Here is a 20,238-nt window from a genome sequence, read left to right on the forward strand (position 1 = left end):
CAATGAGTAAAACAGAATGCTCCTCCTTGTTTGGAGACAAAACTAGAGAAAGAGGGGGCGTGCATCGGTATATCCGTATGTTGGGAGTGGATTTCCGACAGTTTTGCGCTCATATCCGACACTTTGAGCAGCATATCCGCGCGTTTGACACGCAAATCCGTAAAATAGGACCTTCAATCTGCAACAATTTTAACCAAAAAAAAGAGCCCATAAAGGACTCTTTTTTTGAATATTATTTTCTGCTGTAGAATTCAACGATAAGTGCTTCGTTAATTTCTGCTGCTAGTTCACTGCGCTCAGGCATGCGAACGAATGTACCAACTTTAGTGTCTTTGTCGAATGAAACATATTCAGGAACGAAGTTGTTCACTTCTAGTGCTTCATTAACAACATCAAGGTTTTGAGATTTCTCGCGAAGAGAAATTTGTTGACCTGGTTTAACGCTGAATGATGGGATGTCAACGCGTTTTCCATCAACCAAAATGTGGCCGTGGTTAACAAGTTGGCGTGATGCACGACGTGTGCGTGCAAGACCCATGCGGTATACTAGGTTATCAAGGCGAGTTTCAAGAAGAATCATGAAGTTTTCACCGTGTTTACCTGGCATTTTACCAGCTTTATTGAATAGTGTTCTAAATTGACGTTCGTTTACACCAAACATGAAACGAAGTTTTTGTTTTTCTTGTAACTGCATTCCGTATTCGGAAAGTTTAACACGTTGAGTAGGACCGTGTTGTCCTGGTGCGTAAGGACGTTTTTCAATTTCTTTTCCTGTGCCTGAAAGTGAAATGCCAAGACGGCGAGATAATTTCCAAGCTGGACCTGTATAGCGAGCCATAGTAGACTCCTCCTCTAATTTGGTTTTATTTTGTTGTAAAATAAGACCAGATATGTTCAATTCGATTGCCATTCTATTATCTTGCAACTTCGCCTTCGCAGCCTGAAGGTTACGCGATGCACCTCTTAAAAGGAATAGACTGAACAGATCGAAACACATAACTGCTGCAAATATTTTACACAACGACTATCATAACAAGATGCTGGCATAGAGTCAAGCTCTTTTGTTCTTACAAATTCATTTTATTCATCGCTCATAATTTCTTTTCCTTTCAATGAAAGAGGGGTATAGTATAATTGACATGTAAAGAACTTTCAAGTGAAGAAGGGGTGTAAATAATGAGGGGAAATAAACTGCACAAAGACACACTAGTAATTCATGAAGGTTATGACGATAAAGCGCATCACGGAAGTTTAACAACGCCAATCTATCAAACTTCAACTTTTTCGTTTGAATCGGCAAAACAAGGTGAACTTCGTTTTTCGGGCGAAGAAGCTGGACCGATTTATTCTCGTCTAGGAAACCCGACCGTGCATGTTCTTGAAGAAAGAATGAAAATGCTCGAAAACGGTAAAGGAGCACTCGCATTCGGTTCTGGAATGGCGGCGGTCAGTACCGTTCTCGTCCATTTAACAAAGTCGGGCGATCATATACTTTGCACGCGCGGTATTTACGGATGTACTTTTGGATTGTTATCTATAATGGAAGAGAAGTATAACATCACGCATGATTTAATCCGGATGGGGACAGAAGAAGAAATTGAGAAAGCGATAAAACCAGAAACGGTTTGCATTTATGTCGAAACGCCGATCAATCCAACGATGGAACTCGTTGATCTCCATGCAGTTGTGAATGTCGCAAAACGCCACGGGTTAAAGGTCGTTGTCGATAATACATTTTCATCGCCTTATTTACAAAACCCATTAACAATCGGGGTGGATTTCGTCTTACACAGTGCAACAAAATATATTAACGGACACGGGGATGTAATTGCGGGATTGCTCGTGGGGAACGACAAAGATGAAATGGACAAAATTCGCATGAGCGCTCAAAAAGATTACGGCGGCATTATATCTCCGTTCGATGCATGGCTTTTAATCCGCGGATTAAAAACGTTGCCTGTACGTATGGAACGCCACACTTCCAATGCCGAAAAGCTTCTCGCTTATTTGAAAAATCATCCGTTAGTTGAACAAGTCTTTTACCCATTTGATGAGGATAATCCTCAATACGAAATTGCAAAACGTCAAATGTCAGCGGGCGGCGGACTCATTTCATTCACTATCAAAGGCGGTCGAGATGAAGCGCAGCACTTTATGGACAGCTTATCACTCATAAAAATCGCCGTCAGCCTCGGTGATGCAGAAACGCTCATACAACACCCAGCTACAATGACACATTCCGTAGTGCCCGAAGAAAAACGTTTAGCCATGGGAATCACAGATTCATTAATACGCCTTTCCGTTGGCCTTGAAAACGCAGACGATTTACTCGCAGACTTAGCAGGCGCATTTGAAAAGATGAAAGTGACTGAAGTAAATACAAACATATAACAAAACTATCAAAGAATTAAAGGTAAGTGGAATTTCTATAAACCTCCACTTACTTTTTTTATATTTACCCACTTGCGAAATGGAATACAGAAAACAGTACTTAATAACTTTTTTTATTTAAAGAAATGAGTTGATTGAAGTGGAGGGCGAAGACTCCTATGGGATTAGCGGGACAGGTGAGACCCCGCAGGGAGCGCAAGCGACTGAGGAGGCTCACCGCCCGCCCCATGGAAAGCGTAGCCCGCAACGGAAATCAACGTTCTAAATAAAGAACGAGTACCTGAATAGAACATTCAAGTACTCGCTAAAGTTATATTTAAATATGCTTTACCAACGTCGAAACAACAAGTTCTAGCCCCACACGATCTGCTTCAGAAAAACGGTTTAATTCCGGACTATCGATATCAAGCACGCCCAATACGACATCATCTTTAATAATCGGAACAACAATTTCCGAGCGTGAAGCTGCATCGCATACGATATGACCCGGGAAAGCATGTACATCTGGTACAACAATCGATTCTCTTCTTTCAACAGATGTTCCGCACACGCCTTTTCCAACCGTAATGCGCACACATGCTGGAAGCCCTTGGAAAGGTCCGAGAACAAGTTCCCCGTCTTCCATTAAATAAAAACCAACCCAGTTAATACGATCGAAAAATTGATTTAATAATGCGGAAGCGTTACTCAAATTTGCATATAAATTACTTTCTCCAGAAAGAAGTGCATCTAATTGGTTGGAAAGTTGAGTATATTCTTTTGAAACAGCATTATTCGTTTCTACAGTTGAATTCAAAAAAAGCACCCCTATTCATAATAATTATTCAATCTTGAGTATACAGTTATCGACAGAGAAATACAAAATCTGCATATTCCTTCGACTCGAAAAGATTTATTATGTCATATTTCGAGTAAATAGTATTCAAAAGTGTTAGGATATGGGATAATATAAATGTATAGTTATTTCGAACAGGAGGACGACGATGAAATACTTAATTATTCCTATTATCGCACTTATAATCATCATAATCATCGCCTTCTTATATAGGCGTAAACATATTCGTCAAATCGCAAAACTTGAGGAAAAAAAGCTGCAAATACAACATGAACCCATTTTTGAAGAAATGACAAAAATAAAGCTGTTAAATATGACAGGCGAAACAGAAGAGAAGTTCGAACGTTGGCGACACGAGTGGACCGAAGTAATGGATATACATATGATTGAAATCGACTCATTATTATTCGATGCCGAAGATTACGTCGATCGATTCCAGTTCGGTAAAGCAACTAAAGTCGAAGCCGAAATAGAAGAAAAAATCCAGTACTGCGACAAGAAAATGACTGACATTCTCGCTGAGTTAAACGAACTTGTCGGTAGCGAAGAGAAGAACCGCATAGAAATGGAACTATTGAAAGAGCAACATCGCGCTGCACGAAAAAAAGTACTTGCTCACCAACACTCCTATGGAACGACGGTGAAATCTCTCGAGGCCGAGCTTGAGTCATTTAATCCAAAATTCGCCGAATACGACGAACTTACTGCAAACGGAAATTATTTACGAGCACGCGAAATTGTGATCACGCAGAGTGAAAGAGGCGAGTATGTCTTTTCGTTAATAGATCGCATACCTTCATTGCTTGCGGAACTTCAAAACAAAATTCCCGCGGCTATCCGGGAACTGCGAAACGGTTCGAAAGGAATGGAGGAGCAGTCCTATTATTTGCAACATTTGGAGCTTCCAAAACAATTCGATGACATTGAAAAGAAGCTGGAGACTTTAATTGGTGATGTAGAAAGTCTTAAAATCGATTCCATTCAGACAGAAATAGATGCAATAAATGAAAGGATCGAATCGTTTTACGATGCGCTTGAAAATGAAGTAACAGCAAAACAATTTGTTGACGGCCGTCATATGCTAATTGCAGAAAAGTTGGCAGACGTCATCAAGTTAACTAAGGCTACTAATGATGAAGCTGCATTAGTTCAACAAAGTTACCGTTTAAATGAAGAAGAATCAGAAATTCCGACTGAAGCGGTGGAACAACTCGAAAAGTTGAACGAACGTTTTGAAATGGTGACAATCCGTATTGAAGATGAGGGTTCAGCTGCATCAAGCTTACAAGAGGAATTAGCGGCTATCGAATCCGAAATTGATCGGATTGCCATAATCAGAGAGAGCTTCGCAGAACGCATTAAAAGCTTGCGAATTGATGAAAATAGTGTACGAAAAGAACTTAATCGTTTAACAAAAAAAATGCAAGACGTAGAACGTTCGCTTTATAAAGGAAATATTCCAGGAATTCCCGATGAAATGGACGCGCGACTAGAAGAAGCCGAAGAGCAAATCTACATCGTCAATCAAAGCTTGGAAGAAGTCCCTTTAAATATGAACTTAGTCAATAATTATTTAGAAAATGCTAAACAGTCAGTAGATGTCGTCAGTGAAAAAGTTGAAGAACTATTGGAAAACGTGATGCTCGTCGAATGGATTATCCAGTATGGAAACCGTTACCGGACTTCAAACGAAGAAGTACATAGACGCCTACTTGAAGCAGAGAATTCTTTCAGAGAGTTCCGTTACGAAAAAGCGCTTGAGGAAGCAGCAACCGCCGTGGAGGACGTTGAACCAGGCGCAATGAATCGAATTGAAGAACTCGTACAAGAAAATAGTTCAATTGAAGTTGTGAAGTAAAAACAGCCACCGCACACTTATCATTTGTGCAGGTGGCTTTGTCACGAATAGAAGCGAATAACTGTCCATAATAAGGGCAAATAAAAATAAGGAATGGTTTTTCATGATTTATTTAGACAATAGCGCGACAACGGCTCCGAGTGAGGAAGTGCTTTCATCTTTTGTCAAAGTCAATAAAAGGTTTTACGCAAATGCGGCGTCATTGCACCTTGCTGGAAAAGAAGCGGAAACCCTTCTTGAAAGATCGCGAGAACAAATCCGGTCTATCGTCGGGGCGCCGGAAGGTGAAGTGATTTTTACGTCCGGTGGAACTGAAGCGAATAATTTGGCGCTGTTAGGTTTTGCGCGTAAATTTAAATCTAGGGGAAATCATATCATTACGACGTCCATTGAACATCCTTCCATAATGAATGCTGCTAAGCAACTTGAAAAAGAAGGATTTGATGTCGATTATTTATCGGTTAATGAAACAGGCATGATCTCATTGGATGAATTGACCGAAAAACTTAGGGAAGATACTATCATAGTAAGCATCATGCATGTGAATAATGAAATAGGAACAATCCAACCTATTCAAGAATGTGCAAAAATTATAAAACAACATTCACGTGCTGTTTTTCATTGCGACACTGTTCAAAGTATTGGAATATTACCTATTTCAATTGCTGATGCTGGACTGGATGCAATTACGGTGTCTGCGCATAAAATTCACGGATTGAAAGGCTCAGGCGCTTTAATTATGCGAAAAGGTCTGCTTCCTGAATCGATAAATTACGGCGGCGGACAAGAATTTGGAATCCGGAGCGGCACGGTATCTGTTCCCGCTGCAGCAGCTCTTGCATTAGCTATGCGTCTAATTACTGAGGAAGATACGGCTGAAAAATATTCCAACTGGAGACAACGTTTGGTGAATTATATTAAGGATACAAAAGATGTCATCATACTTGCCGAAAAAAATAGCGCTCCGCATATATTATCCATTGCTTTTTTTAGAATTAAAGGTGAAGTCGCTGTTAATCATTTTCAAAAAAACGGCATCACTGTTTCTACATCTAGTGCTTGTTCATCAAAAAGCGGGCAAGCTGGACATGTAATCGAAGCAATTGGATTAACTGAACCTTATAAACAAGGCGTTATCCGCATTAGTTTTGGAGAAAACAATGAGTTATCCGATGTTGTGAAATTTGAAGAAGTATTTTCAAGTTTCGTTGACATTTTACAGAGGGGGAAATCAAATGAAATGGAATGAGTTATTAATTCGTTACGGCGAACTTTCACTAAAAGGCCGAAATCGAAATTACTTTGTTCGAAAGTTAAAAAGGAATATTGAAACAGCTTTAAGCGATTTACATTCCTTTGAAATTAAATCTGAGCGTGACCGTATGTTTCTATACGCCGATGGCAAGGATGACATGGAAGAAGCGATAAAACGACTGCCATTCGTTTTCGGCATCCAATCATTCAGTCCAGTTGCAAAATGTCCGGCAACTATAGAAGATATTTTGCAAACGGCGCTAGATGTTGTAGGTTCAGGCGAAACAGAAGGTAAAACATTCAAAGTAGAAATTAGAAGGACCGACAAATCGTTTCCTTTTGTAACAAATGAATTGCAACAAAAAATTGGTTCGCATGTTCTTCGAAACTTCCCGGAACTTTCCGTGCAGATGAAAAACCCGGATATTTTATTATTCGTAGATATTCGACTAGAAGGAGCTTTCCTGACGTCGAAGGTCTATCCAGGTGCTGGCGGAATGCCGGTCGGGTCAAATGGTAAATCACTTCTAATGTTATCAGGCGGAATTGACAGCCCTGTAGCTGGTTACTTACTGATGAAACGCGGCGTTGCAATCGATGCGATTCATTTTGAGAGTCCGCCGTTTACGAGCGAGCTAGCAAAACAAAAAGTGATTGATCTTGCTGAAAAACTAAGTTCTTTCGGCGCTTCTGTAAAATTGCACGTAATTCCTTTTACAGAATTACAGCAATTGATCGTAGGCAAAATTCCAGATGGCGAATTAATGACGACCACTCGTAGAATAATGATGCAAATCGCTGACAGAGTGCGTGTAGAAACAGATGCTCTTGGTATTATTTCGGGAGAAAGTCTCGGTCAAGTGGCGAGTCAAACGCTGGACAGCTTAACAGCGATTAACGCGGTGACGTCCACCCCTGTATTGCGTCCTTTAATTTCATTCGATAAGCTTGAAATTATCGATTTAGCAACCAAAATTGGGACGTATGACATTTCCATTCGTCCCTATGAAGACTGTTGCACAATTTTTACACCAGCGAAACCAAAAACAAAACCAAAATTAGAAAGGGTTAAACACTACGAAAGTTTTGTTGATTTTGAACCACTTCTTGAAGAAGTGATTAAAAAAAGAAAAATTTATAATTTACCGCGACAAGAAAAAGACGAGTTTGCTGACTTTCTATAATCATCTTGTCTATTTTCTAGTTGGTTTTTTCTAATGAATATATTACCATGAAAACGTTGTGCATGATTCTTTCATTCCGGTGCATTCTATATTTCACAAGGAGGTGTTAGTCATGCCAAACAGCGGTGGTAACTCAAACCAACTTCTAGTTCCAGGAGTAAGACAGGCACTCGATCAAATGAAAAACGAAATCGCTTCAGAGTTCGGCGTTCAAATGGGAGCAGATACGACTTCGCGTGCCAACGGATCCGTCGGCGGAGAAATTACTAAGCGATTAGTCCGTCAAGCCCAATCACAAATGAGCGGACAACAAAACAACCAATAATTAATTAAATGAAGGCCGTCTCGGAATTTTATTCCGGGGCGGTTTTTTATTTTTTTTAAGTTTGCATGATTTTTTCATTCCGGTGCATTCTATATTTCACAAGGAGGTGTTAGTCATGCCAAACAGTGGTGGTAACTCAAACCAACTTTTAGTACCAGGAGTCAGACAGGCACTCGATCAAATGAAAAACGAAATCGCATCAGAGTTCGGTGTTCAACTGGGACCAGATACGACATCGCGTGCCAACGGATCCGTCGGCGGAGAAATTACGAAGCGATTAGTCCGTCAAGCCCAATCACAAATGAGCGGTCAACAAAACAACCTATAATTGATTTAAAAGAAAGCCGTTTCGGAATTTATCCGGGGCGGTTTTTTTTAAGTTTTTTTGAAATATCCAGCCGCACTTAGTATACTTAGAGTATTACGAAGGGAGGAAATATTATGAATCGCGAACAACTAGTTGCACCCGAACAATATAACCTTGTTAGTGAGTTTGAAAAGTATGCTAACAATAAAAGTTTGAGGGCACTAATATACATAAACGCAAAAGGTGAAAAGAAAGAAATTACTTATAAAGAGCTCTTGAATTTATCCAATCAAGCAGCAAATGTTTTTATGGAGAATGGCCTAAAAAAAGGGGATGTAGTATTAGTAATGGTTCCTCGTTTAATCGAGGCGTACGTTACCTACATCGGCGCACTAAAAGCGGGTCTAGTTGTAATTCCGAGTTCTGAAATGCTCAGACCTTCGGATATTGATTATCGTTTGGTCCATAGTAATGCGAAAGCGATTGTTTCCTATGATGCCTTTTCAAGTCAATTTAATGACGTGAAAAATATGGAAGGCGTTCAACATTTCGTTATTGGAAAAGCAGGAAACGATGAGAAATCGTTAACTGATTTATTGGTAAATGCTTCAACTGAATTCGAGCAGCCTGAAACAAAAAGCTCGGACATGGCGTTTCTGTCATATACTTCAGGGACAACAGGATCGCCTAAGGGAGTTGTACATACGCATGCTTGGGCTTACGCTCATTTAAAAACGACCGGGGCGAGTTGGCTCGGCATTGAAGAAAATGATGTTGTATGGGCCACTGCAGCGCCGGGATGGCAAAAGTGGATATGGACTCCGTTCCTATCTGTGCTTGGCAGTGGAGCAACGGGATTGGTTTACGACGGCAAGTTCGATGCAGAAACGTATTTTACGTTAATTAAAGAAAATAATGTAAATGTCTTATGCTGCACACCCACTGAATACCGCTTCATGGCAATTGTAGAAAACCTGAAAGAACATGATTTATCATCGATACGAAGCGCTGTATCTGCTGGTGAACCGCTAAACCAAGAAGTCGTCAACACTTTCCAAGAAAACTTTTCACTTGAAGTGAGAGATGGCTACGGACAAACTGAAAATACATTACTCGTCGGAACGATGATCGGAATGGAAGCCAGAGCAGGCTCGATGGGTAAACCGACACCAGGAAATCGTGTGGAAATCATCAATGATCAAGGAAAACCGGCATCTGTAGGCGAAGTCGGGGACATTGCAGTCCATGTATCGACACCGGCATTATTTAAAGAATATTTAAACGACCCTGAAAGAACAAGTATGCAATTTCGCGGAGATTACTACGTAACCGGTGACCGCGCCAAGATGGACGAAGATGGTTATTTTTGGTTTGAAGGCCGCGGAGACGACATCATCATTAGTTCCGGTTACACAATAGGACCATTCGAAGTCGAAGAAGCATTGCTACAACATAAAGCGGTTAAAGAATGCGCTGTCGTAGCAAGTCCTGATCCAACACGAGGAAATGTAGTAAAAGCCTTTATCGTCCTCCGCGATCCAAGCAGAAAAAACGAAGAAGGCTTAGCAAAAGAAATCCAAGACCACGTAAAATCACTAACCGCACCATATAAATACCCGCGTAAAATCGAATTCATCGATGAAATGCCTAAAACAGCATCAGGAAAAATCATGCGTGTAGAACTACGCAAAAAAGAACAATAAAATCTTTTTGCTTTTGGGGTTGTTAAGATCTCTTATGCCCCAAAAGTTTTTCTTGAACTTAATAACGCGAGGTGGATGGTCAAATGGGAAATGAGAAAAACGGCATCCTATTGGCTATTTCTTCCTATTTAATATGGGGTATATTACCGGTGTATTGGAAAAACATTGATAACGTACCAAGTGCGGAGATATTAGTCAGTCGTATTGTTTGGGCTTTTATTTCAACGTTACTGCTCATATTACTTTTGAAAAACGGCCGAGACTTACTTGAAGATATAAAAAAACTTTGGAAATCTCAACTCAATTTTTGGTTACTATTTCTCGCTTCTATCCTCATTTCAGGGAATTGGTTCATTTACATCTGGGCCGTCAATAACGGCTATCTCGTTCAAACAAGCCTTGGTTACTATATAAACCCATTAATTTCAGTTTTACTTGGGGTCTTTTTCTTGAAGGAAAAGCTGACGCACGCACAAAAACTGGCATTTGTCCTCGCGACGATCGGTGTTTTAATCCTTACATTCTCATACGGTCAATTTCCATGGCTTTCTTTCGTGCTTGCAATAAGTTTCGCTGTTTATGGTCTGCTGAAAAAACAAATAAAATTAGATGCATTGCGCGGACTAACAATCGAAACGTTTTTTATTACGCCACTCGCTATTGGTTATTACATTTGGCTATTCATAGACCACCAAGCAGTTTTTCTGCATACAGACATCAAAACAAATACATTACTAATTTTCACAGGCGTAGCAACAGCGTTGCCTCTTGTATTATTTGCGAAAGGCGCACAAAGAATACCGTTATACATGGTTGGATTTTTGCAATTTATTGCGCCGACAATGATGCTGTTTCTCGGCGTGATCATTTATAAAGAAAGCTTCGGAACAGTTGACTTACTATCATTTATTTTCATCTGGATAGGATTGATTTTGTTCACATATTCCAAAATAATTGATGTTTTGAAGATGAAAAAAGCCGTCAGTTCATGAATGACGGCTTTTTCTTATAGATGGATACGCTGTACTTTTTCCCAAAATGAATTGTCTTTTAATTTTACGGTTTTAATTGTTTTCGGACTCAATTCAATTTCTAAGTTTTTAACTTTACGAACACCGAGGGCTTCGTTATCTGCGGCCATAAGGGGGAAGTCATTACCATCTTGATGAACATGCAGTTTCAATTTCCGTTCACCGCTTAAAATAAATGGTGATCCAAGTGTGCGATATTTATTATTATTCACTGAAGCAAGTTCAGTTACTTGATAGCAGTTCAACAACGGATCCACGACAGCCCCATTGACGGATTTATTGTAAGCAGGACTCCCCGTTGGAGTAGAAATAATTAGGCCGTCACCTAGGAACGTTTCAAAAAGTTTATCGTCAATAACGACATCAAGGACAAATGTCCGAATAATATTTGAACGTATACTAAATTCATTTAAACAATAGAATGGACGGTGTTCGTCAATTGTCACTTCTATCAGCGGATATCGTCTTACTTCAAGCTTTGAATCGCGAATGGCCTGTGTCATTTCATACAGATTATTATAATGGAAATCACAATACAAACTATGTTTGCCAGTAGTTGAAATACCTGCATAAAGACAGTCTTGCCTAAAACCTGTTTTCCGTACAGCTTGTAGAAAAGAACCATCGCCACCAATACTTATGATAATGTTCGCGGAGTTAAAATCATCGGTCATTGTAAATCCTTCATTTGTAAGTGCATCTTCCACCATTGATTTTTTGCTGCGTGAGTCTTTATCATGTTTACTATAAATATAAGCATTCATTCTATTTGTCACCTTGTACAACTCCTTTTGATTAAGCTATGATTATTCTAGCATGAATGAAACATTTTTGCGTGCCATCACGTATATGGTTAGGTATAAATAAGGGAGGAATTTTAAATGACAACAAAACGATGGGTTGCAATCATCGTCGCATCAGCACTTTTAGCCGTTTCTATCGGCATTAACACATTATCGTTCATCTTCTCGAAAGATGTAGCGGGACTATTTGAGGAATTGGCCGCAACATCTTCTGCAGGTTATGGTCAACTAATTATTGAGGAAGGCGGTAAAGATCAAATCGCCGTTCTTTCATTGGATGGCGTCATTCAAGATACCGGAAACGCATCCCCATTTTTCTTTGACGGTTACAATCACCAATTCTTTATGAATCAATTATATGAAATAAATGAAGATCCTTCAATTAAAGGAGTGGTCCTCAAAGTGAACTCGCCGGGCGGGGGTGTTGTTGAATCAGCAGAAATTTACGATGCCATTCGTACAATCCAAGAAAATCGCCAGATACCGGTTTATGTATCAATGGGCGGAATGGCCGCTTCCGGGGGCTATTACGTAGCAGCTCCTGCAGATAAAATATTTGTGAATCGTGAAACGATTACCGGTTCAATCGGCGTCATTATGGAAAGCGTGAACTATGCGGGTCTCGCTGAGAAGTACGGCATTGAATTCAATACAATCAAAACGGGACCATATAAAGACATTATGAGTGGGTCTCGTAAAATGACGGTTGAAGAACGGGAAATGCTTCAAGAAATGATCAATGACTCATACGAACGATTTGTAGAAATCATTGCTGATGGCCGCGGCATGAGTACAGCGGAAGTTAAAAAAGTAGCGGATGGCCGGATTATGAATGGGCGGCAAGCGATTGAAAGCGGGCTAGCGGATGAATACGGCAAAGCTGGCGATGTCATTGCCGCCATGCAAGAAGATCATAATCTTGAAAAAGCAACTGTTTTTGAGTACACGATAAATGATAGCTGGAGTTCATTATTCGGACTTAAGGCAAAATCATTCTTTGGCGGAAATCTAGAAGCAGAACTAATTGGTAAATTGTTGGCTGATTATAACGCGCCGAGAATGATGTATTTATATGGTGAAAAATAAGGAGGGCTAGGCATGTCGGAACAAAGCGAGTTTGAAACAAATCCGGTTGTCGAAGGGGCCCAATTAAATGAGTTCGCACCGGAAAAAGAAATAAAAATAGAAAGTATCGAATATCATCAAAAACTAGCAGGTTTTTGGACACGGTTCTGGGCCTATTCGATTGATATCATAGTTCTGTACGCCATAAGCGGTATTTTTATAAAACCGATCTTCAGAGCATTCGATTTACCCATCGAGAATCCATCATTTTTGTTTTTCACAACTTATAAAGCGACGATACTTATCGTTCTACTGCTATACTTTTCGTTAATGACAAAGTATTTACAACAAACGGTCGGAAAAATAATTATGGGGATTAAGGTTGTGTCGAGTGTAGATTCACAACTGACCTGGAATACAATCATCTTTCGTGAAATGATTGGAAGATTTATATCAAAACTGTTAGTCATTCCTTACTTGCTCGTGGCGTTTACTCCTAAAAAAGAGGCATTGCACGATATCTTTGCAGATACGTATGTGGTTCATGAAGATGCTTATGAAAAAAAGAAGCATTTACGTTACTTGACGAAAAATAGGGGCGAACAGTTGCATGACGGGTCCGTCATTTAGTAAGATAAGTGAAGAAAGGGAGGCGTTTATTAATGGTAAAAGTTACATTTCAGAACGATCCTGTTACATTAATTGGAAATGAAGTTAAAGTCGGTGACAGCGCACCTGACTTTACAGTATTGTCAACCGATCTAAATCCGGTAACTTTAGCGGATACTAAAGGGAAAGTACGGCTAATAAGTGTTGTACCTTCAATTGATACTGGTGTCTGTTCAAAACAAACACAAAAATTTAATGAAGAAGCTTCATCACTTGGAGAAGATGTTCGTGTATTAACAATTTCAGTAGACCTGCCATTTGCACAAAAACGATGGAGCGAAGCAGGGGGAATTGATGCTCTCCAAATGCTTTCTGATCACCGTGATTTTTCCTTTGGCGAAGCTTATGGTGTTGGAATCGAAGAACTTAGATTACTTTCTCGTTCAATCTTCGTAGTTGATAAAAATGATAAAGTGACTTATGTTGAGTATGTTCCAGAAGTAACCGATCATCCGGATTATGAGAAAGCACTCGAAGCAGTAAAAGCCGCTACAAAATAATTCATGAACCCACTCGGAGACGGGTGGGTTTTGTAAGTAGAGGGATAGCAAATGACGAACACAGAAAGTATTTTCACATTTATAGATCAATATGCCGAAAAGGCGGACTTGCTGTATTTAGAAGCAATCGTTGAGGCGTGCAACAAATGGATTGAAGCCAGCGAAGTACCTAACTTGACAGATAATGTGTCAAAAGAAGAAATTAGAAGAGGTATTCAATTAGCCGTTTTAAAAGGCATGAAAGAAAACGCTCAACCGCATCATCAAATGACACCAGATTCAATTGGAATATTAATTGGACATATTGCGAGTAAACTTGCGGGAGATAAAGAAAATATCACATTATTGGATCCTGCAGTCGGAACGGGCAACTTACTTTTTTCGGTCATGAACACTATAGATAACAGTGTTTCAGCGAGTGCGGTAGAAATTGATGATTTGCTTGTCAGGCTTTCTGCAATCATTGCTGAATTACTTGAACATCAAGTCGCATACTTAGTACAAGATGCTTTACGTCCGCTCCTAATCGATCCAGTGGATATTACAATTAGTGACTTGCCTGTCGGTTATTATCCAGATGATGATAATGCCTTAAATTATGAGCTTATGGCTGAAAAAGGACATGCCTTTGCGCACCATTTGTTTATTGAGCAGTCCATGAATCATACAAAACCTGGAGGCTACGGCATTTTCGTAATTCCTGCGAACCTATTTGAATCTGAACAAGCCGCTAAACTTCATCCATTTTTAAAGCGAAAAGCGATTATTCGCGCACTCATCCAATTACCAGCGACATTGTTTAAAAATGTTGCCCATGAAAAAAGCATCCTAATTCTCCAAAAGCCATTTCACGAATCTAGGCCAATGAAGGACGTCTTATTGGCGCAAGTACCTACTATGTCAGATAAAAAGGCGATGGCGCGTTTTCTTCAAGAAATTGATGAATGGGCTGAAAAAGGATAAAACAAGAATAAGTTTAGTAACATTAAAGGAGGCGGCGTTTTAATGCCGATTATTTTAGCAATCAATGCAGGGAGTTCATCGTTAAAATTTCAACTTCTGGATATGCCATCCGAAGTAGTAACTGCGAAAGGTCAAATTGAACGAATCGGTATGACTGATTCAACGTTCTCTCTTAAATCAGATCATGGAAAAACAGAGACAGAACAACCTATTAATAACCATGCTGAAGCGGTAAGCTTACTTTTAGATATGCTCATCAAAGAAGGGATTGTAAAATCTTTTGATGAAATTGACGGCGTGGGGCACCGTGTTGTTCACGGTGGGGAAGTATTTAGCGATTCAGTTTTAATTACTGATGAGATACTTGCAGAACTGGATGCATTATCTCATTTAGCGCCGTTACATAATCCGGCCAATCTAGTTGGTATTAAAGAATTTAAAAAGGCATTGCCTTCGGTACCGGCAGTTGCAATTTTTGATACGGCTTTTCATCAGACAATGCCTGAAAGTTCATTTCTTTATCCTTTGCCATATGAATACTATGAAAAGTATGGGATTCGGAAATACGGCTTCCACGGAACAAGCCATAAATATGTGACTGAAAGAGCGGCTGAAATGTTGAATCGCCCACTCGAAACGACGCGTCTTATTTCCTGTCACCTAGGAAACGGGGCAAGTATCGCTGCGGTTCAAGGCGGGAAATCATTAGATACGTCAATGGGTTTCACGCCGCTTGCGGGAGTTACGATGGGTACGCGTTCCGGTAATATCGACCCGGCGCTTATTCCTTATATTATGGAACAAACAGGTAAATCGGTGGAAGATGTGCTTAATGTATTGAACAAAGAATCAGGTATGCTTGCCATTTCGGGGTTCTCAAGTGATCTTCGGGACATCGAAATCGAAGCTAACAAAGGCAATAAACGCGCTCAACTCGCACTAGATGTTTTTGCAGATCGCATACACAAATATATCGGTTCGTATGCAGCACGAATGGGCGGAGTCGATGCAATCATCTTTACAGCAGGCATCGGTGAAAATTCAGATACAATTCGGGAAAAGGTTATCGAAGGCTTGGAATTCATGGGCGTATACTGCGACCCGGATTTGAACAATATCCGCGGAGAAGAAGTATATATTAGCCATCCATACTCGCCAGTAAAGGTACTAGTCATCCCGACAAACGAAGAGGTAATGCTTGCTCGCGATACTATGCGCGTAGCAGGGTTGTAACACAAATCAATCCAAATGAAAACGAGTTGTTCCAAAAACGGAACAACTCGTTTTATTTTTATTTTAATTCATCTTCAGGTGTTCGAATAACTAGCACGTCACATTTTGCAGAGCGAACAATATTTTCGGAAACGCTACCGATTAAGAAGCGCTCAACTGCATTCAGACCTGTTGCGCCGCAAATTATTAAATCTGCATCTACCTTTTTTGCTAAATCTTTGGAAATCATTGTTTTCGGAGATCCATATTCGACCAGGATGTTTACATTTTCTAGTCCGGCGGCTAAAGCTTTTAATTTATATTCTTCGAGTAATTCAGTCGCAAAAGCTTGTGCACGCTCCGCGATTGAACGATCATAAGCTTCTACTGCTGCGTACGAACGTGTGTCAATGATATTGACTAAATTTAACGTTGCATTATTTCTGCTAGCAATCCCGACAGACTTTTTAAAAGCCCATTCCGATTCTTTAGATCCGTCAACAGCAACAATGATTTGGTTGTATTGTAATGTCATTACTAACTCCTCCATTCCCTTATTATATATATACCTTCTATAAAAAATTATAAAACCCTTTTATCTATTAAAGTTTTCGTCAAGATTTGACAATTTTGTGAAAAACAGAGGGATTTAGCTCATTTGCAAAAGAATTTGCAAGAAACAAGCATTATAAGATTATTTCTGTTACTATAAAAACAGTTGTCAACATAGAAGAAGACAGTCAGTTAATTTTCATAGGAGGATGCGAAATGCGAATTGGAGTTCCGAAAGAAATACTAAACAATGAAAACCGCGTAGCAATGACTCCAGCCGGCTCTTATACATTGAAATCAGCTGGTCATGAAGTATTTATTGAAACGGGTGCCGGACTCGGATCAAGCTTTACGGACAAGGATTATGCTGAAGCGGGTGCAACAATCGTTTCAACAGCAAAAGAAGCATGGGATGCAGACTTGATCATGAAAGTCAAAGAGCCGAAGAAAGTTGAATATGATTATTTCCGAGAGGGGCAAATTATATTTACATACTTTCACCTTGCACAAGAAGCTGAATTGACAAAAGAATTACTTGAGAAAAAAGTAACTGGAATTGCATATGAAACTGTACAACTTCCAAATAATTCACTGCCTCTACTCGCACCGATGAGCGAAGTCGCTGGTCGTATGGCAACACAAATCGGTTCGCAATATTTACAGAAAACGAATGGCGGCAAAGGCATCCTTCTTGGAGGAATTCCAGGGGTTTCCCGCGCTAAGGTAACCATAATCGGAGGAGGCATGGCAGGCACGACTGCAGCAAGAGTCGCGGTCGGAATGGGTGCGCAAGTAACAATTCTTGACCTCTCAGTCGAGCGACTTCGTCAGTTAGAGGAATTATTCGGTAACGATATTCAAACACTCGTTTCCAATCCTTTTACCATCGCAGAGTCTGTAAAAGAAGCTGATCTTGTAATAGGAGCCGTCCTGATCCCAGGCGCCAGAGCGCCAAAATTAGTTTCTGAAGAAATGGTTAAATCCATGAGTCCAGGCTCCGTCCTGGTTGACATTGCAATAGACCAAGGCGGTATATTTGAAACGTCCGACCGGATTACAACACACGATGAACCAACTTACGTCAAACACGGAGTTGTCCATTATGCGGTTGCGAATATGCCCGGCGCTGTTCCAAGAACATCGACCCTTGGATTAACAAACAATACAGTTCAATACGCACTGCAAATTGCCAACAAAGGCATCAAGAAAGCTAGCCTTGATAACCTAGCACTGCAAAAAGGCATAAACACTTACAATGGATTTGTCACCTATAAAGCAGTAGCAGAAGCGCAAGATCTTGAATATGTTCCAGTTGAATCATTATTAAACGAATAAAAACAAAGGCTGCCCACAAATATAAGGAGCAGCCTTTTTTGATAAACTGATAATCGAGCATGTTCTATTAAATTCGCTATGGCTACCACTAGCAAGGCACCTACGCTGGTGTTTTTTAAAATTTGATAACACTTAGAAGTTGGGGTTGTAACGATATAAATATTATATTTCATAAAGTGAAATCGACGGTATCCAAGTGAAAACCGAGTACTTGAACAATAAATCATTCAAGTACCCGGTAAGGTTTTAACTTATTAGCTGTACAGATTACTTCGGTTCAATAATTTGAAGTTCTTTTGGAAACTTCGTGAGAACTTCGACTCCGTCTGCTGTTACAACGACGTCATCTTCAATTCGAACGCCTGTAACATCCGATTTATAGATTCCAGGTTCGATGGTGAAGACCATGCCTTCTTCTAACTCCATTTCATTTGTACCTGTAATAGAAGGGTATTCATGAACGGAAATGCCGAGGCCGTGTCCGATTCGATGTGTGAAATACTCGCCAAATCCGGCATCATCGATAATATTTCGCGCCGCTTCATCGATTTCTTTTGCTTTAACGCCAGGTCGAACCAAATCCACAGCTGCTTGTTCTGCTTTTTTGACTGTTTCATAAATTTCCCGCTTCGCCTCAGTCGGTTCTCCGAATGCGACAGTTCTCGTGATGTCGGAACAATAGCCGTTGTAAACAACGCCGAGATCAAACAATATGAAATCGCCTTGCTGGATTTTACGATCTCCAGGAACCCCGTGCGGAGAGGCGGTCTTTGGACCAGAAAGCACCATTGTCTCAAAGGACATTTTTTGAACGCCTTTTTTCTTCATTTCAAATTCAATCGCCATGAGAATTTCGAGCTCTGTTTTACCTTCTGCAATTTCACGGCAGCCGACTTCGACAGCATAGTCGGCAAGTTCAGCGGCAATACGCAAGTTGGCGAGTTCTTCATCATTTTTAATGACTCTCATGCTGTTTAATTTTTCATCGAGTCGGTGGAATGTAGCATCTTTGAATAATTCCGCCATGCGCTCCAATCGTTCAACAGTCAAATGAGATTTCTCGATAGCGACAGATGCAGGGGTCATGCCGCGCTGCTCAACCGCTTTTAACACAACATCCCAAGCATCCTCCGTATCAACATGTCCGACAACTTCATGCGGCCAGCCAGTTGCTTTCACATCGGGAACTTCCATTAATGGGCATATGAGAAACGGGTCGGCGTCTTTGAATAGCATGACGCCAAGTAGTCGTTCATGCGGATTGCTCGCAAATCCGGATATGTAAAAAACATTATCAGGTGTCGTAATAAATGCCGCATCGATATTTTTTTCTTGTAAAAACTTTTGAATTTCTGTTACGTTAGTCAAAGTCGTAGCCTCCTTAGGTTCTATCATAATCATACCAAAAAAGAGGTGTTTACGACAATCTATAGAAGTAAGAGAGTGGAGCAATTTATTTCGTTATTATTAAATGGAGGGAATTTAAATGAAAATTTCATATCATGGTCATTCAGTTGTCAAAATTAAAACGGGCGATTTCACGATTTTAATCGACCCATTCATTAATGGCAATAAGTTAACGGATCTCGTTGTAGAGAATGAGAGACCCGATGTCATTTTGCTCACTCACGGTCATAATGATCACGTAGGCGACACCGTAGAAATTGCGAAAGCGAGCGATGCGCTTGTCGTGGCACCGAATGAGTTAGCAATTTACTTAGGCTTGCAAGGCGTTCGGACGCATGGCATGAATTTGGGCGGAGCAAATGAGTTCGAATTTGGTACAGTGAAATTCACGCAAGCTTTCCATAGTTCGTCATACCAAACAGAAGAAAATGAGTTCATTTACACGGGCATGCCTGCGGGGATTTTATTCACAGCTGAAGGAAAAACAATTTATCACGCCGGGGACACGGCAGTTTTTGGAGATATGGAGCTAATCGGAAGACGGAATCCTATCGATGTTGCATTTCTGCCAATTGGCGATAATTTTACGATGGGCCCAGAAGATGCGGCATATGCGGTCAAGCTATTAAATCCAAAACTGACAATTCCAGTTCATTACAATACATTTCCGCCAATTGAACAAGACCCTGAAGTCTTTAAAGCGCTCGTCATTAGGCATGAAGTGAAAATAATGACAGCGGGCGACATATTAGAATGTTAGTTTTACGGTCCGGCCCTTAATTTAAAGTGGCCGGATCGTTTTTATTAAATTTTGTGGTAGAATAGACAGTAGTTAACACCAGAG

The 20,238-nt window shown here is 40.3% G+C and carries 21 protein-coding genes; 16 read left to right on the plus strand and 5 right to left on the minus strand.

Annotated features, from left to right (window positions below; genetic code table 11):
• Nucleotides 1-2: 2 nt before the first annotated feature.
• Nucleotides 3-248, plus strand: coding sequence for a hypothetical protein (locus G8782_RS11165; protein ID WP_172371111.1), 246 nt, complete (start codon nucleotides 3-5; stop codon nucleotides 246-248).
• Here the strand turns inward: G8782_RS11165 and rpsD are convergent.
• Nucleotides 233-838 (minus strand): 30S ribosomal protein S4, encoded by a 606-nt coding sequence (gene rpsD, locus G8782_RS11170; RefSeq protein ID WP_172371119.1) that lies wholly within the window; start codon nucleotides 836-838, stop codon nucleotides 233-235. The genes G8782_RS11165 and rpsD overlap by 16 nt on opposite strands.
• Before the next feature lie 338 nt (nucleotides 839-1,176).
• Between rpsD and megL the strand changes: the two genes are divergently transcribed.
• The gene (gene megL / locus G8782_RS11175; protein WP_172371121.1) at nucleotides 1,177-2,391 is read left to right on the plus strand and encodes a methionine gamma-lyase; all 1,215 of its coding nucleotides are present in this window, start codon (nucleotides 1,177-1,179) and stop codon (nucleotides 2,389-2,391) included.
• A gap of 316 nt (nucleotides 2,392-2,707) precedes the next feature.
• On the opposite strand, the gene G8782_RS11180 is transcribed toward megL, so the two are convergent.
• The gene (locus G8782_RS11180) at nucleotides 2,708-3,187 is read right to left on the minus strand and encodes a GAF domain-containing protein (protein WP_172371123.1); all 480 of its coding nucleotides are present in this window, start codon (nucleotides 3,185-3,187) and stop codon (nucleotides 2,708-2,710) included.
• A gap of 187 nt (nucleotides 3,188-3,374) precedes the next feature.
• Here G8782_RS11180 and ezrA point away from each other — a divergent pair, with 187 nt between their 5' ends.
• From ezrA to rarD, 7 genes are all read left to right on the plus strand, one after another.
• The gene (ezrA, locus tag G8782_RS11185) at nucleotides 3,375-5,084 is read left to right on the plus strand and encodes a septation ring formation regulator EzrA (RefSeq protein ID WP_172371125.1); all 1,710 of its coding nucleotides are present in this window, start codon (nucleotides 3,375-3,377) and stop codon (nucleotides 5,082-5,084) included.
• Between the two features lie 103 nt (nucleotides 5,085-5,187).
• Complete coding sequence (locus G8782_RS11190) at nucleotides 5,188-6,333, plus strand: cysteine desulfurase family protein (protein ID WP_172371127.1); 1,146 nt, start codon at nucleotides 5,188-5,190, stop codon at nucleotides 6,331-6,333.
• Complete coding sequence (gene thiI, locus G8782_RS11195; protein ID WP_172371129.1) at nucleotides 6,320-7,522, plus strand: tRNA uracil 4-sulfurtransferase ThiI; 1,203 nt, start codon at nucleotides 6,320-6,322, stop codon at nucleotides 7,520-7,522. The genes G8782_RS11190 and thiI overlap by 14 nt, the downstream gene beginning before the upstream one ends.
• A 112-nt stretch (nucleotides 7,523-7,634) precedes the next feature.
• The gene (locus G8782_RS11200) at nucleotides 7,635-7,847 is read left to right on the plus strand and encodes an alpha/beta-type small acid-soluble spore protein (protein ID WP_172371131.1); all 213 of its coding nucleotides are present in this window, start codon (nucleotides 7,635-7,637) and stop codon (nucleotides 7,845-7,847) included.
• Between the two features lie 115 nt (nucleotides 7,848-7,962).
• A complete protein-coding gene (locus G8782_RS11205) occupies nucleotides 7,963-8,175 on the plus strand; it encodes an alpha/beta-type small acid-soluble spore protein (RefSeq protein WP_172371133.1) in 213 nt (70 codons plus the stop codon).
• Between the two features lie 113 nt (nucleotides 8,176-8,288).
• Nucleotides 8,289-9,857: an acyl-CoA synthetase MbcS gene (gene mbcS, locus G8782_RS11210; protein ID WP_172371135.1), complete on the plus strand. Its 1,569-nt coding sequence runs from the start codon at nucleotides 8,289-8,291 to the stop codon at nucleotides 9,855-9,857.
• Between the two features lie 83 nt (nucleotides 9,858-9,940).
• Entirely contained in the window at nucleotides 9,941-10,849 is a 909-nt protein-coding gene (rarD, locus tag G8782_RS11215) for an EamA family transporter RarD (RefSeq protein WP_172371137.1), read from the plus strand.
• Between the two features lie 14 nt (nucleotides 10,850-10,863).
• Here the strand turns inward: rarD and G8782_RS11220 are convergent, their stop codons facing one another.
• Nucleotides 10,864-11,652 carry an NAD kinase gene (locus G8782_RS11220; RefSeq protein WP_172371236.1) on the minus strand — a complete coding sequence of 263 codons (789 nt, stop codon included), beginning with the start codon at nucleotides 11,650-11,652 and terminating at the stop codon, nucleotides 10,864-10,866.
• Between the two features lie 117 nt (nucleotides 11,653-11,769).
• Between G8782_RS11220 and sppA the strand changes: the two genes are divergently transcribed.
• The 5 genes from sppA to G8782_RS11245 are packed head-to-tail and all read left to right on the plus strand — an operon-like array spanning nucleotide 11,770 to nucleotide 16,121.
• A complete protein-coding gene (sppA, locus tag G8782_RS11225) occupies nucleotides 11,770-12,777 on the plus strand; it encodes a signal peptide peptidase SppA (protein ID WP_172371139.1) in 1,008 nt (335 codons plus the stop codon).
• A 12-nt stretch (nucleotides 12,778-12,789) separates the two neighbouring features.
• Nucleotides 12,790-13,386 carry an RDD family protein gene (locus G8782_RS11230; RefSeq protein WP_172371141.1) on the plus strand — a complete coding sequence of 199 codons (597 nt, stop codon included), beginning with the start codon at nucleotides 12,790-12,792 and terminating at the stop codon, nucleotides 13,384-13,386.
• Between the two features lie 32 nt (nucleotides 13,387-13,418).
• Complete coding sequence (gene tpx, locus G8782_RS11235; protein WP_172371143.1) at nucleotides 13,419-13,925, plus strand: thiol peroxidase; 507 nt, start codon at nucleotides 13,419-13,421, stop codon at nucleotides 13,923-13,925.
• Nucleotides 13,926-13,976: 51 nt separating this feature from the next.
• Complete coding sequence (locus G8782_RS11240; protein ID WP_172371145.1) at nucleotides 13,977-14,888, plus strand: class I SAM-dependent methyltransferase; 912 nt, start codon at nucleotides 13,977-13,979, stop codon at nucleotides 14,886-14,888.
• Between the two features lie 42 nt (nucleotides 14,889-14,930).
• On the plus strand, nucleotides 14,931-16,121 hold the full coding sequence (locus G8782_RS11245; protein WP_172371147.1) for an acetate kinase: 1,191 nt from the start codon (nucleotides 14,931-14,933) through the stop codon (nucleotides 16,119-16,121).
• Between the two features lie 58 nt (nucleotides 16,122-16,179).
• Here G8782_RS11245 and G8782_RS11250 read toward each other — a convergent pair whose 3' ends face one another.
• Nucleotides 16,180-16,635 (minus strand): universal stress protein, encoded by a 456-nt coding sequence (locus tag G8782_RS11250; protein ID WP_172371149.1) that lies wholly within the window; start codon nucleotides 16,633-16,635, stop codon nucleotides 16,180-16,182.
• Nucleotides 16,636-16,868: 233 nt separating this feature from the next.
• Between G8782_RS11250 and ald the strand changes: the two genes are divergently transcribed.
• Nucleotides 16,869-17,987 (plus strand): alanine dehydrogenase, encoded by a 1,119-nt coding sequence (gene ald, locus G8782_RS11255; RefSeq protein WP_172371151.1) that lies wholly within the window; start codon nucleotides 16,869-16,871, stop codon nucleotides 17,985-17,987.
• Nucleotides 17,988-18,254: 267 nt separating this feature from the next.
• Here the strand turns inward: ald and G8782_RS11260 are convergent, their stop codons facing one another.
• Nucleotides 18,255-19,355 carry a M24 family metallopeptidase gene (locus tag G8782_RS11260; protein WP_246231643.1) on the minus strand — a complete coding sequence of 367 codons (1,101 nt, stop codon included), beginning with the start codon at nucleotides 19,353-19,355 and terminating at the stop codon, nucleotides 18,255-18,257.
• Between the two features lie 118 nt (nucleotides 19,356-19,473).
• Here G8782_RS11260 and G8782_RS11265 point away from each other — a divergent pair, with 118 nt between their 5' ends.
• Entirely contained in the window at nucleotides 19,474-20,154 is a 681-nt protein-coding gene (locus tag G8782_RS11265) for a metal-dependent hydrolase (protein WP_172371155.1), read from the plus strand.
• Nucleotides 20,155-20,238 lie beyond the last annotated feature (84 nt).

It is taken from the genome of Sporosarcina jiandibaonis, from assembly GCF_013184495.1.
GTDB lineage: Bacteria > Bacillota > Bacilli > Bacillales_A > Planococcaceae > Sporosarcina > Sporosarcina jiandibaonis.

Bases quoted from the DNA above. Each gene is read 5' to 3' on its own strand.
- mbcS (WP_172371135.1), top strand. From the start codon at position 8,289: ATGAATCGCGAACAACTAGTTGCACCCGAACAATATAACCTTGTTAGT.
- thiI (WP_172371129.1), top strand. From the start codon at position 6,320: ATGAAATGGAATGAGTTATTAATTCGTTACGGCGAACTTTCACTAAAA.
- rpsD (WP_172371119.1), bottom strand. From the start codon at position 838: ATGGCTCGCTATACAGGTCCAGCTTGGAAATTATCTCGCCGTCTTGGC.
- ezrA (WP_172371125.1), top strand. From the start codon at position 3,375: ATGAAATACTTAATTATTCCTATTATCGCACTTATAATCATCATAATC.
- megL (WP_172371121.1), top strand. From the start codon at position 1,177: ATGAGGGGAAATAAACTGCACAAAGACACACTAGTAATTCATGAAGGT.
- G8782_RS11220 (WP_172371236.1), bottom strand. From the start codon at position 11,652: ATGAATGCTTATATTTATAGTAAACATGATAAAGACTCACGCAGCAAA.
- ald (WP_172371151.1), top strand. From the start codon at position 16,869: ATGCGAATTGGAGTTCCGAAAGAAATACTAAACAATGAAAACCGCGTA.
- G8782_RS11240 (WP_172371145.1), top strand. From the start codon at position 13,977: ATGACGAACACAGAAAGTATTTTCACATTTATAGATCAATATGCCGAA.
- G8782_RS11205 (WP_172371133.1), top strand. From the start codon at position 7,963: ATGCCAAACAGTGGTGGTAACTCAAACCAACTTTTAGTACCAGGAGTC.
- G8782_RS11190 (WP_172371127.1), top strand. From the start codon at position 5,188: ATGATTTATTTAGACAATAGCGCGACAACGGCTCCGAGTGAGGAAGTG.
- G8782_RS11245 (WP_172371147.1), top strand. From the start codon at position 14,931: ATGCCGATTATTTTAGCAATCAATGCAGGGAGTTCATCGTTAAAATTT.
- G8782_RS11200 (WP_172371131.1), top strand. From the start codon at position 7,635: ATGCCAAACAGCGGTGGTAACTCAAACCAACTTCTAGTTCCAGGAGTA.
- G8782_RS11250 (WP_172371149.1), bottom strand. From the start codon at position 16,635: ATGACATTACAATACAACCAAATCATTGTTGCTGTTGACGGATCTAAA.
- G8782_RS11165 (WP_172371111.1), top strand. From the start codon at position 3: ATGAGTAAAACAGAATGCTCCTCCTTGTTTGGAGACAAAACTAGAGAA.
- sppA (WP_172371139.1), top strand. From the start codon at position 11,770: ATGACAACAAAACGATGGGTTGCAATCATCGTCGCATCAGCACTTTTA.
- G8782_RS11265 (WP_172371155.1), top strand. From the start codon at position 19,474: ATGAAAATTTCATATCATGGTCATTCAGTTGTCAAAATTAAAACGGGC.
- rarD (WP_172371137.1), top strand. From the start codon at position 9,941: ATGGGAAATGAGAAAAACGGCATCCTATTGGCTATTTCTTCCTATTTA.
- G8782_RS11230 (WP_172371141.1), top strand. From the start codon at position 12,790: ATGTCGGAACAAAGCGAGTTTGAAACAAATCCGGTTGTCGAAGGGGCC.
- tpx (WP_172371143.1), top strand. From the start codon at position 13,419: ATGGTAAAAGTTACATTTCAGAACGATCCTGTTACATTAATTGGAAAT.